Source organism: Tunturibacter psychrotolerans (assembly GCF_040359615.1).
Lineage (GTDB): Bacteria > Acidobacteriota > Terriglobia > Terriglobales > Acidobacteriaceae > Edaphobacter > Edaphobacter psychrotolerans.
Window position 1 is genome coordinate 3148426 of record NZ_CP132942.1, and the last position, 13205, is coordinate 3161630.

10 protein-coding genes are annotated in these 13205 nt (G+C 51.0%); all 10 read left to right on the plus strand.

The window, feature by feature from the left end; all coding sequences use genetic code 11:
• Positions 1–113 precede the first annotated feature (113 nt).
• The 10 genes from RBB77_RS13050 to RBB77_RS13095 all read left to right on the plus strand — a co-directional run bounded on the left by RBB77_RS13050 (position 114) and on the right by RBB77_RS13095 (position 13115).
• Entirely contained in the window at positions 114–482 is a 369-nt protein-coding gene (locus tag RBB77_RS13050) for a cupredoxin domain-containing protein (RefSeq protein ID WP_353062188.1), read from the plus strand.
• A 95-nt stretch (positions 483–577) separates the two neighbouring features.
• The gene (locus tag RBB77_RS13055) at positions 578–955 is read left to right on the plus strand and encodes a c-type cytochrome (RefSeq protein ID WP_353062189.1); all 378 of its coding nucleotides are present in this window, start codon (positions 578–580) and stop codon (positions 953–955) included.
• Positions 956–994: 39 nt separating this feature from the next.
• Entirely contained in the window at positions 995–2299 is a 1305-nt protein-coding gene (locus RBB77_RS13060) for a nucleotidyltransferase family protein (RefSeq protein ID WP_353062190.1), read from the plus strand.
• Entirely contained in the window at positions 2300–5251 is a 2952-nt protein-coding gene (locus RBB77_RS13065) for an SLBB domain-containing protein (RefSeq protein ID WP_353062191.1), read from the plus strand.
• Between the two features lie 321 nt (positions 5252–5572).
• Positions 5573–6643: a lipopolysaccharide biosynthesis protein gene (locus RBB77_RS13070; protein ID WP_353062192.1), complete on the plus strand. Its 1071-nt coding sequence runs from the start codon at positions 5573–5575 to the stop codon at positions 6641–6643.
• 53 nt (positions 6644–6696) lie between these two features.
• A complete protein-coding gene (locus RBB77_RS13075; protein ID WP_353062193.1) occupies positions 6697–7548 on the plus strand; it encodes a glycosyltransferase family 2 protein in 852 nt (283 codons plus the stop codon).
• Positions 7549–7558: 10 nt separating this feature from the next.
• Positions 7559–8728, plus strand: a complete 1170-nt coding sequence (locus tag RBB77_RS13080; protein ID WP_353062194.1) for a glycosyltransferase family 4 protein — start codon at positions 7559–7561, stop codon at positions 8726–8728.
• Positions 8729–9001: 273 nt separating this feature from the next.
• Positions 9002–9685: a response regulator transcription factor gene (locus RBB77_RS13085; RefSeq protein ID WP_353062195.1), complete on the plus strand. Its 684-nt coding sequence runs from the start codon at positions 9002–9004 to the stop codon at positions 9683–9685.
• Positions 9686–9731: 46 nt separating this feature from the next.
• Entirely contained in the window at positions 9732–11534 is a 1803-nt protein-coding gene (locus RBB77_RS13090) for a sensor histidine kinase (RefSeq protein WP_353062196.1), read from the plus strand.
• A 141-nt stretch (positions 11535–11675) separates the two neighbouring features.
• Positions 11676–13115, plus strand: a complete 1440-nt coding sequence (locus tag RBB77_RS13095) for a hypothetical protein (protein WP_353062197.1) — start codon at positions 11676–11678, stop codon at positions 13113–13115.
• Positions 13116–13205: the final 90 nt, after the last annotated feature.

Sequence of the window (13205 nt, forward strand, 5' to 3'; positions counted from 1 at the left end):
AGTGAGTCAACTAAGGTCAAGAGCATTGGATATGTCTACATTCCAGTCTCGAAATGAATGGCGGATGTACCTTTTGATGATGTTCGCAAAACCAGGAAAAGGTGGTGTCGTGAATGAAGTACTGGATTTCAGCCAAAGCAATTCTAGTGAGTATGTTATCTGTCGGCTCATTCGTTGTGCCGGGATTTGCTTCAACGTCCGATGTTCCCGTTACGATCAATGTTTCGGTGAAGCGTTTCGCCTACGAGCCGTCACAAATCACCCTGAAGAAAGGTGAGCCGGTAGTAATCAAGTTGACAACTGAAGACGTTGCTCATGGCTTAAAATTCAAGGAATTGAACCTTAACACGAAGATTGAAAAGGGGAAGCCGGCGGAACTCGCATTCACGCCCACACAAACCGGTGACTTTGTAGGCCACTGCTCAGTGTTCTGCGGATCTGGTCACGGCTCAATGACTTTAACGCTTCACGTGACAGAGTAACAATGCGCAAGACCCGTCCAATCTTGATGCTGCTCTATTTAGTAGTAATGACTGGATGTAAATCTTCACCTCCCGGCAGGATAGAGGACAGTGTTTTGACTTGGAGCAAGCACTCCTTATTCATTCGCAACCGCACGCAACGTAGTCCGCTCCAGCGCTCTGACGCAAACATCGCCGCGGGGCGGGAGGCTTTCACGCACTATTGCGTCGCATGTCATGGAATGGATGGCCAAAACACTGGTGTCCCGTTCGCAGGTGCCATGTCGCCTCCGGTACCTCTGCTTAGCTCTAGTGAGATTCAGTCCTACACGGATGGGCAACTCAAATGGGTGATCGATTATGGTATTGCACCATCCGGCATGCCGGGCTCGAAGGGCATTCTGAGCGATGACGAGATATGGTCGATTGTTTTGTTTATTCGGAACCTGCCGCCCGCAGGTAGCCTCGGTGATCCAGTTCTTTACGACAAGTAATCACTGGTAAAAACACCAACATGAAGGAGAGTGCTGCGAATGAACTACCAATTGGCGGAGGCAGTGATTGCAACCTTTCGACAAGAAGATCCGAGCACCCACCATGAAGCCCTTTCCAAGTTTAATTACCGGGCGTGGCAGGGGACTTACAGGTGGTTGGATGCCAGTGGCCTCGCGCTTTATTTGTTGAATCGCCTCGAAGTCTTAGGCATTCAAGCAGCAATTCCTGGGCCCGTTTTGCTTCGTCTCCAGGAGAATGCAGAAGATAATCAGGCGAACACCATGCACCTGTTTCAAGAGTTTATGGTGATTAATAGAGAGTTCACGAGAGTGGGTCTGTGCTACGCCAACCTTAAAGGCTTCACTTTGGTTCCCGATGCATTCAGAGAAGTCGGGCAACGTCTTCAGCTCGATCTAGATTTTTTGGTAGACCGCTCTCATATTTTTCAGTGCCAACGGACGTTAGAGCGCCAGGGGTATTTGCTGACCGGGGAGGGACCTAACGTAAAGGAGTTTAAGGCTGGTAATGGACGGTTGCCCAGTTTGAAAGATCTCTATAAGCCTAAACTTCAACGTTGCGTAGAAATTCACTTCGACGACGTTAATGGCTCAGCTGGAAGGGCGTTCCGGCACGATAGGTTAGCCAGAGCGGGTCTAAGGCGCTGGGAAGACTTAGAACTGCCAATCCTCTCTGATTGTGATCGGTTTATTGCGCTTGCAGATCACTTATTCAAACACCTCAAGGGTGAATGGACGCGTGCGTCGTGGATTCTTGAATACGTCAACTTCGTCAACGTTAACGAAGAGAATTATGCACTGTGGGCCGAGGTTCGGCGGTGTGCGTCGGAAAGCGAAGAAACCAAGCTGGCAATAGGGGTTGCGACACGGGTTTCGCTGCAGATGTTCGACATACGCCGGATGCCGGACGCGCTGGCCTGGACAATTCGGGAACTGCCTCCGACGGTTAGTCTGTGGCTAGATAGGTATGGAAAAAAAGTCGTCTTTGCGAGGTTCCCTGGAACAAAGCTCTATCTATTGCTTCACTGGGCCATGGCGCGCGATGGAATTGTGGGATCCCGAGAGGCTAAAAGCCCGTTTCCTTTACATAGACCGGCGAGAATCACTGTCAAGAACCCGAGTTCAAGTTTACTAGTGAACCTAGGCAAGGTGCTCGAGGAATTCCGGTTCTTTCTGTTTAGGTTGTACTTCCATCTTGAGCAAGGTTGCTACTACATGCTCGAAGCAGCCCACTGGAAGAGGAGCGTCGCGTTCTTACGAAAGGCAGATCCGCACCAGGGTGAGCTACAGATAAGAAGTCTCGATACTTTAGAAAGTAAGGAATAGGTGAAAGCTCTCCAGATGAGTGTCTTCGAACAATTGAAATGGAGTGTGATCGCCCTTGGCTGTCTAATGTTATCAACAGTCGCCGTGCAGTCACAGCAACTGCAGGCACCAAGTTTGCCGACTGGGCTACCTTCTGCTTCGCCCTCGAGTTCTACGACTCCTATGTCACCGGACGCAAACATTTCCGACGATGGTGGGAGCGACCGCACAAAGGAGGAAACGGCAGGGAATAGTGCCAATCAAAGTCCAAACGGCACCTTAACCGCTAGCCAAATTCTGATGATTGTGCAATCGCGGCCCGAGTTGGTCGTAGATCTTAAACAAGTGATGGCCGACTATCTGCAACAGGGAGGAACGATTGTTCAAGTAGATTCCATTACTGACGACATGTTGTATCAAGGCATATCTTCAAATGCGGGATTGCGTGGAGCAATCAGCGTGTGGTTGAGGGCTCGCGGATATCTGGATGATCTCGATTTAGAAGGACAGAGCACAGGAACACAAGGAATCGACGATGCCACTCTCTCTCCTACACTATCAGAGCCAGGAGTCATAAGTTCTTCTAGAGGTGCTGGTCTGACAAGTACAATCGGCACTGACTCCGGAGGATCGGAAACTCCTAACTCAGATGGAATTCCAAGAAGAAATTCACCAGCGTCGCGGGATGACGTAGGTCGTTCGTCTCAGAGCAAGTCAGACCGGAACAGTGGCAATACTACGGAAATCATTCATCAGGCAACCCCCTACAATCTTCAGGCACTTCGCGATCTTTACTCTCAGGTTCCTGAACAGACTTCGAAACTTAGGCGCTTTGGTTCAGACATGTTTCTTGAGCGTGGCTTAGCTACAAAACAGATGTCGATTGATGTGCCCATCGGACCAGACTACATTTTAGGCGCTGGTGATGGCCTGATTATCAATTTCTGGGGCGGTATATCGCAGAGTCTTCCGAGAACTATCGATCGAGAAGGAAAGGTCGTTCTCCCTGAAGCTGGTGCAGTTTCAGTAGCCGGATTGTCGATCCAACGGGCTCAGGAGGTGGTCCAACAGGAACTGAGTAGGCAGTTCAGGGATACGAAGGTAGCCATCACTATTTCGCGATTACGGACCATACGAGTGTACGTAGTTGGCGACGTGCAACGGCCGGGCGCGTACGATATCAGTTCATTGTCGACCCCTCTCAACGCACTCTATGCAGCTGGTGGCCCGACACGGTTCGGCTCACTGCGCATAGTTCGTCAGTACCGTGGACAAAAGCTGGTGCGCGAGGTCGATCTTTATGATTTTCTTCTCCACGGTATTCGATCTGAAGAGGATCGGCTCGAAGCGGGCGACACGATTTTGATTCCCCCTCTAGGAAGGCAGGTTGGGGTCACGGGAATGGTTAAACGTCCGGCTACCTATGAACTAAAAGATGAGAAAAAGCTGTCGGAGGTGTTAGCCGATGCCGGAGGGCTGCTTGTGGCCGCTGCGGTGACCCGCACCAAGATTGAGCGAATCGACCCACAGGGTCATCGGGCGACGCTGAGCCTTAACCTTCCCGAAGGGATTACGAAGGAGGCGTCGCAAGTAACAATGGATGAGTTTGAAATTCAGGACGGCGATCGGATTACTGTGGATCCGATTCTCCCGTATAGCGAGAAGGCAATTTACGTAGAGGGACATGTTGTCAGACCGGGGAAATTCTCGTATCACGACGGTATGAAATTGACTGACGTCCTTCGTTCCTATCAAGACCTTCTTCCGGAGCCAGCGGATGGCGGAGAAATTATTCGTTTACTCCCCCCTGATCTGCGCGCTGAAGCTATCTCGTTTAACGTTCCCGACGTCTTGTCTGGTAATGAAGAGATTAGCCTGCGGCCTTTCGACACGATTCGTATCGTCGGTCGCTATGAGGCTGACGCTCCAAAGGTTCAGATACATGGAGACGTGATTCATCCAGGAGAATACGCACTTTCTCAAGGAATGACGGCTGCACAACTCGTTCGTATGGCAGGCGGTTTTAAACGTAGTGCGCTCCTCGATAACGCAGACCTCGCTAGTTATGACGTAAAAGATGGAAGAGAAGTCATAAGCCGGAGACAGGCGGTTCGGATTGGAGCAGCAGTGAACAATTATGATTCCAACTCCGATGCAACGCTGAAAGTTGGTGATGTGCTCACCGTCCACCAAATATCTGGGTGGAACGATATTGGAGCTTCAGTAAACTTTGCCGGTGAGGTGACCTATCCCGGGTCCTATGGGCTACAGGAAGGGGAGCGGTTGAGCTCAGTGATAAAACGAGCGGGCGGCTTCCGATCAACCGCCTATCCTTCGGGAGCTGTGCTGATCAGACTTCAGGTGAAAGACCTTGAAGACAAGAGCCGAAACGAATTGATACGTCAAATCGAGACAACGTCAGCGGGTGCGAAGCTTGCTCCAAGCCTCTCTGCGCAAGACGACGCCGCGACGTTGCAGTTACTTGTTCAACAGCAGAAAGAAGTAGTCTCTCGGTTGCGCAATCAACCTGCAATTGGACGCCTAGTCATCAAAATAAGCACTGATATAGCGAGTTGGGAAGGCACACCCGCAGATATCGAAATGCGAAACGGAGACGTTCTCACCATCCCCAAGAAGCCAGGTTTTGTCCTAGTTACTGGTCAGGTTTATAACGCTTCAGCTATCACTTTTGTTCCTGGGAAAACCGCGGGGTGGTATCTCCAGCACGCAGGGGGTAGTACAGAAGGCGGCAACAGAAAAGAAATTCTCGTCATTCGAGCGAATGGTCTAGTGGTCGGAAGGCGGTCAAACAATTGGCACGAGCCAGGGGTTCTTGACTCAAAGTTAGGTCCTGGTGATGTCGTTGTCGTCCCCCAAAAAGTGTTTGGTGGATCGGCTTTGTGGCGAAACCTTTTCGCGTCGGCCCAGGTGTTCTCCTCGATTGGCTTCGCAGCAGCACTAGCATTACATTAAAACTATCCATGCTGAACCTACAAGTTACAGCAATTCAACTCGCGTGTGGCTGCAGCTCTTGACAGTTATCTGGAAACAAACCTACGAGCGACTACCGAGGTGTAAGCAATGCACAATCTCTTAGAGCCGACATCTCGAGCGTTTCCACTAAGCCAAGACGTGAGTCCTGCAGATGTTGTGAAGAGACCAACCTGGATTGCGAACGCGTCGTTGTTTTGGGATAATCGGCATCTGATGCTTCGTGTGGCGGGAGTCGTCTTCGGACTTAGTCTGCTACTCGCGTTTACGCTACCCAAAGAGTATGAATCTGGCGCGCGACTTATGCCTCCCGAACAGGGTGGAAACGGCGCAGCGATGCTTGCTGCACTAGTTGGTAAGAGTTCGGCGAGCGGTCTGGCAGGCCTAGCGGGAAGTCTCATCGGAGCGAAAAACAATAGCGCCTTGTTCGTTGCTCTATTGCATAGTGGAACAATATCTGGTCATCTCATCGATAAGTTTGATCTGCAGCGTGTATATCATAAGCGATATCGAGATAGTACGGCTAAACGACTCGCACATTTGACCAAGATAACCGAGGATCCTAAGAATGGCGTAATCACAATCGTTGTGACAGACGAAGATCGCAATCGCGCAAAAGAGTTAGCTCAGGCTTATCTCGATGAGCTAAACGGACTAGTCGCTAGAGTCAACACTTCATCTGCTCATCGTGAACGTGAGTTTATTGAACAGCGACTCAGCACCGTCCAGGCAGAACTACAACGTGCCCAGCTTGAACTCAGTGACTTCTCCAGCAAGAACACTACGATTGATCTAAAGGAACAGACGAAGGCTACCGTAGACGCCGGAGCGAAGCTTGAAGGGCAGCTAATAGCGGGCGAATCTGAACTGAGCTCGTTGCGTCAGATTTATGGCGATCAAAATGTTCGAGTTCGTGCGGCGGAGGCAAGGGACGCGATTCTGCGACGCGAGCTACAGCGTGCGAACGAACAGAGTAGCCAGGGAGCAGAAGGTGAGAATCTGGATGTGGCTCATCCATACCCCGCATTAAGAGATCTCCCTCGACTGGGCGTGCACTGGGCGAATCTTTATAGAACTGTTCGTATTCACGAGACGGTATTCGACCTGCTTTCAGAAGAATATGAAACGGCTCGTATTGATGAGGCCAAGTCGATTCCAACGGTCGGGATTATAGACTTCCCCAGCCTTCCTGAGCGAAAGTCTGGTCCCCATCGATTGTTAATAGCTCTGACCGCGACTGTGTTGTCAATCATCCTGACGGCAATATACCTTTTGGCGAAGCAATTCTGGGAGGAATTGGATGCTTTCGATCCACGACGAGAACTAGTTATTCACATCAAGTCGACAATAACCAGCGAGCGGGTTCGAAAGTAGGGATTGAGCAATTATTGTTGGCATGGAATGCACCCTCGGAAGAGCGAAATTATATGACCAAACCCTTATCCATCTCGATTGTGACGCCATCACTAAATCAGGCAAGCTTTATTTATGAAGCTCTGGAAAGTGTGGTTATACAGAACTATCCGAACTGCGAGCACTTAGTGATCGACGGGATGTCAACCGATGGAACTGTAGAGTTATTGCGGAACTTCCGGATCGACGCCTCATCAGGCATAACTTGGGTATCCGAACCTGATAGTGGTCAGAGTGAGGCGTTAAACAAGGGGTTTCGAAAAGCGACGGGAGACATTATTGGTTGGCTGAATGCGGATGACCGCTACCGGACAGGATGTTTTGAACGCGTGGCAAAAATGTTTGAAGAGGATCCGGGGCTCGACATTCTGTACGGAGACTATCGTGTCGTAGACGAATTTGGCGGGCTCGTTCGGATTAAACCAGAAATTACATTTAGTGCCTTTGTTCTCTTTTATCATCGGGTTTTATATATCCCGACCACTACCACGTTTTTTCGCCGTCGAGTCTTTGATGAAGGAAATTGGATCAATGAGAACCTTCAGTATGTGATGGACCTAGAACTGTTTATTCGGTTGGCCGTAAAGGGATACAGGTTCAAGCACATTCCGGAGCTTCTTGCCGATTTCCGATTGCAACCTGCCAGCAAGACATGCCGCAATCCAGAAAAGCAACAATGGGAGCACAGACGCGTAATTTTCGCCACCGTGCCGTTGCTTCGTCGGTTGAAGTCTGAGCGACTAAAAAGAGCCGCGCTGTTTTTCTGTCGGCCTATCGCTGGTTTGAGACGATATGGAGAAAAGGCAATCCGCGGCTCCTATTGGGCACAGTTACAAGCGAACTCGTTCGACAGATTCGGATCGTAAGAGCAGAGTTATGAATATTCTCATTACCGCACTCTCATCATCAACTGGCCCTTCCGGCATTTGCAGGCACGCGTATAGCCTCGTGTGCTGTGCGGCTAGTCGGAGAGAGATCTCTGAAGTCACCTTGGTCATCGGGAAATGGCAAGAGGAATATTTCAGGCACTCATTTCGGATAGAAGGCACCAAGGTAAATATCGTAACAGTTGACACTCGTAACGATGCGTTTACGCGCAATTTGTGGTACCTATGGGAGCTGCCAAAACTCCTGGATGCTCTGGCCGCAGACATCCTTCATCTTTCCTTTCCTGTGCCGATTCGTCGGAGCGCGCTAAATTGTCCTGTGGTCGTATCGCTACACGATCTGTATCCTTACGACGAGCCACATAATTTCGGATTTCCAAAAGTGTTTTTCAATAGAGCGTTCTTGCAACGTTGCCTCGAAGAGGCTGATTTGATCGCCTGTGTTTCTGAGACCACGTTGTCCCGATTAGCGACGCGATTTCCCAAGATTGCCCAACGGAAGAGCGTAGTAGTCCACAACTGTGTCAACATCGACTCCGATAGACCGAGTGCGCCTGTCATTAAGGGGCAACCGTTTTTCTTAATGGTGGCTCAGCACCGGGCGAACAAAAATATACCACTGGCGCTTAGGGCGTTTGGAACGCTATTGGAAAAAGGTAGGATAGAAAGACGGACGTTGCTGGTTTTATTGGGGAACCACGGTCCAGAGACAGGCGCGATCAAAGCCGTCATAGAGCGAGAAGCCTTGGGAGATCGCGTAAAGATGATGGACAGTGTGAGTGATGAAGAATTGGCGTGGCTTTACAAAAGCTGTGACTTATTGTTAGCTCCGTCTTTGATGGAGGGGTTCGGTCTACCTGTAGTCGAAGGGCTGCTTTGTGGAAGTCGTGTTGTATGCTCTGATATTCCGACGTTCCGTGAGATAGGGGGAGAGGCCTGTCACTATTTTGACCTGAACTCGGGGAAGGAGGTGTCAGCTCTGGCCGCGGTAATTTGTGATGCACTTGATACGCCTAGGCGAATCTCAGAGAATCTGGATAGATTTTCGTTGGGAGAAATTGCTAATAAGCTCATGGTTGTTTATGTGGATCTTCGAGAAGGATCGATGCAGGCGGCGAAGAGAAATGAGACGGTGGAGCTCCACCCAGCCGGTTCTTGATTCGGCGTGCCGCCGATAATATTCGGAGCAGCTTCAATGAGGATAACAATTATTCGTGTTTCTGTTCAGAACTCCTGAGGACCTAACTCACGCCTATTTAGTTTGGTGGTGCATCTCAGTTGGGCGCAAAATGTCTCTGAGATGTCAGGGCTTTGTCATTTGATGATACGAGTGAGATACTTGTGCGGTTAACCGCCAGAGAAACCTCATGATCTCGATAAAATAAAGAAGTTGGGAATCAGATCCGATATTGAGATTCCTGAGGAGCAAAAAGTGAGCTTGATTCTGGTTATTGAAGACGATCCTCGCATACAGAAAGCGCTTCATCGGCAGTTCACCACCGAAGGTTATGACGTACATGTGACCGGCGATGGCGCGCAGGGCTTAGCGACCTGTAAGAGCCTAAAACCTGCCGGTGTTGTTCTCGACCTCATGCTACCGAGCATGTCGGGCCTCGAGGTCTGCAAAGGCATCAAGAGCTGGTCCGCGAGTACTCCAGTTGTTGTTCTTAGCGCAGTTTCTGAGGTCGCCGATAAAGTTTTGTTGTTGGAGTTGGGCGCGGACGACTATGTAACAAAACCCTTTAGTCCGCGCGAGCTCATGGCACGGGTACAGGCGGCAATTCGAAGGACTCGAAAGCCGGCAGCGATCAGCCGGGTTAGTTTCGGAAACGTGACAGCGGATTTCTCCGGGATGGAGGTTTTCAAAGACGGTGCTCCAGTGGTCCTTACAGCGCACGAGATCAAGCTTCTCCAGTATTTTGTCGAACATGCTGAGCGAGTCATTACGCGGGAAGAGCTGCTCAACGATGTCTGGAACTACACGTCGTACCCGACAACGCGCACAGTGGACAACCACATTATGAAGTTAAGGCAGAAGTTGGAGGTGGATCCAGGAAAGCCTGTATACTTCCGCACTATCCATGGCATTGGCTACAAATTCGTCCGCGGAAACTGATTTCGCCGCCGCTCATGGGAGGACGAAGTTGATGGATAGGCTACGGATGAGAACGACGTTGCTTATCCCGCTGGTCGTCCTATCATTTGGTTGCACGCTACTCAGTCTTCTCGTAATCCGAACAATAGTGCAGCAGCAGACGAAGGCGGACCTCGCATCCGACCTCCGGCACTCAGTAAAGACCTACCAGAATATTCAACATCAGCAGCGTGAACTGCTTGCGCGCGAATCTGCTCTCCTCGCCGACTTGCCTAGTCTAAAGTCACTGATGACCACCTACGATCCGAGAACGATCGCGGATGGTGGGATAGAATTCTGGCAGGTGAGCGGATGCGATTTCTTCGCGTTGCTTGATCAAAACGGGAAGCTCATTGTGTCCTACAATCGAGGTGCCGCGCTAGATCGTTCAGGCGTGGCACGTGGGCTTGAGGCAGACCGCCACAGACCAGGCGAGCCAATTCTGCTCTCTCTCGGCGACCGTATCTACGAGATAGCGACCCAGCCACTCTATTTTGGACCAAAAGAGCACGGGACCTTTCTCGGATCTGTGGCTGTGGGATATCCCATTGATGAGTATGTTGCCCGCGAGGTGAGTGAAGCAGCTGCGGCACAGGTTGCATTCGCAGTTAACGGCAGAGTAGTAGTCAGCACGCTAGGTCTGGGATTACAGCAACAGCTCGTTGCGCGGGGTGGGAATCTGTTGCAGATATCGACCCAGGACAAGAAAATTCAACTTGGAAAGATGGAATATCTGGCGGCATCGGAACGACTCACGAATTCCGTTGGAGAGGAGAGTCCAACGGAGATTCCACAGCTTGTTGTGCTTAAGTCCTTTGAACAGGCGACGCAATTGCTGGATCGAGTGAACCGTTGGGTGTTGGCGCTTGCTCTCGCAGCGTTGGTCGTGGGATCCGGAATGCTGGCCTCGATCTTACGCAATCTCACGCGTCCTATTGGCACGCTGGTGGAAGGGACTCGGGCTCTCGCTCAAGGCAACTTTGACTATAAACTCAGTGAAGACGGTGCGTCGGAGATAAGGGAGTTAAGCAGGGCTTTTGAACGTATGCGTATTCAGTTACGCCGCACACAGCGGGAGCTTCTGGACTCGGAGAGACTTGCGACGATCGGAAGAATGGCGAGTTCCATCTCACATGATCTGAGGCACTATCTTTCCGCAATGTATGCAAACGCCGAATTTATGAGCGGCGCCAATATATCTCAGCCGGAACGAGAAGAGCTGATGCTCGAAGTACAGACGGCCGTACAGGGAATGACCGATCTTCTCGATTCGCTCCTTCTCTTTACTCAAACCGGGAGGGCACTCCATCCGGAATTCGAATCGATTACGCTTATGATCCAGAGAGCGGTAAACATGGTCCGCTCCCATCCTGCGGGCCGGGACGTCAAAATAACCTTGAACGGCCTATCGTCGCTCGAAGCGTGGGTCGACGCAAAAAAACTGGGACGTGCGGTTTACAATCTGCTCCTTAACGCATGTCAGGCCGCAAAGCGTGGTCAGGGTCCGGCCGCAGTGACTCTGGCTCTCATCGAAAGCGAGCGGTCGATTCAGATTAGAATTGCCGACAATGGTCCAGGTGTACCCGCTCTTGTTCGTCAAAAGATATTCTTGCCGTTCGTAAGCGAGAGCAGGGAGAGCGGCACAGGGCTTGGCTTAACCCTTGCCCAGCAAATTGCGCAAGAGCATGGCGGCGGGATCGAACTCGAGGAGACCACGGCAGGTAATACCGTTTTCACGATTAACCTGCCAAGAGCAGCGCTACAGGCGCTTGGCGTCGCGGTTGAGAAGAAGACCTCGGTCGCACACATCCCAGTCCATGAAAAAGGTTGAAGAATGAGAGAGATCAGTGTTTTACTTCTCACTTGTCTGATACTAGTTGGAGTGTGCGCTTCGTCGCACGCGCAATCGACAATACTTGCACAGGTTCCAGCATCTTCGTCCTCTTCACCTGCAAATGGTCCGTCTTCAAAAATGGAGCAAAGACTGCAAGCAATATCGTCATCACTAGATGAAGCTAATCAGCAGCTCGAGCAGTCTCGAAAGGAAATTCAACAACTACGACAAGAACTCTCCCAGATCAAAGGACAGCTCGCTGCAACCAAACCGATTTCCGAACAGTCTCTCCACAAGGATGAAGTCGACACGGCAAGGACGACAGCTTCGGCGATCGAAGACCTACAGGAGAGGCAGCAAACTCTGGAAGAGCAAGTCAAGCTTCATGAGCAGACGAAGGTCGAAAGCGATTCGAAGTATCCCGTTCGCGTTACGGGCCTGATCCTTTTCAACTCTTTTATTAACAAGGGTATTGTCGATAATATCGATCTACCTGAGGTTGCCCTCGCCGGAAGCAACGACTCGGGCGATGGCAGTGCTGGGGCAAGTTTTCGTCAAACCATTCTAGGTCTGCAGGGTTTTGGACCTAGGATCGCTGGCGCAAGAACTTCTGCTGACGTGAACCTGGACTTCTTCGGTGGGCTCGCTTATGGCAGCACTGCAACCTCAGCTGGCATCGTCCGCATGAGGACTGCTAGTATCAATTTCGATTGGGATCACGATTCAATTCAGGCAGGGATGGTAGGGCCTTTGATCTCTCCGTTGTCGCCCACCTCTTATGCAACTGTTGCCGAGCCCAGCCTGGCGGGTGCAGGAAATTTGTGGACTTGGTCGCCTCAATTGCGCTATGCACACCAGATCCCGCTTCATTCGACAAGGAAGCTGCAATTCGAGTTAGGTTTGTGGGATCCGCCGACCGCCGGTTACAGCACGAATCTGCTATTCCGAGCTCCCAGTCCTGGGGAATATTCCAAACAACCGGCTTATGAATCGCGCATATCCTATGGGACCCCGACCAAAAACTCTTACGGAGATTCATTCAACGAACATCCTTTTCAGGTCGGGCTCAGCGGATATTACAGTCGACAGAGTTATCCCTACGGAGAAAATCTGGATACTTGGGCGGTTACAACGGACTGGCGAGTACCACTCGGCGACCATTTTGAAGTCAGTGGAGAGGGATATCGTGGCTTGGGTCTGGGCGGGTTGGGCGGCGGGGTTTATAAAGACATTCTCATTGGTGTCAATCCTGTCACTGGAGGAAACCCCTATCGCGGCTTGAACGCGATAGGCGGTTGGACTCAGTTTAAAACGCGCTTCGGCCGGTCCCTCGAGGCGAACGCGAGTATTGGTCTGGACGACGGCTTCGCAGGCGATTTTCACAGCCTCCAATTTCCGGCGACTGCCACAGAGGTGCAACTGCGCGCACGTAACAAGATGGTCGTCGCCAACCTAATTTTCAAGCCCAAGACCTATATCATCTTCTCCCCTGAGTATCGAAGAATATGGACCTGGCCTATTTATGGTGCTGGTACTTCGGCGGACATCTTCTCGCTTTCGGCGGGATATCAGTTCTAGGAGATTGAGAAAGTGCGTAAGCTGCCAAGGTCGAGAACCGTCCCATACTGGTGCCTCCTGGCGGCGCTTGCGATGCCACAGTTACGAGCC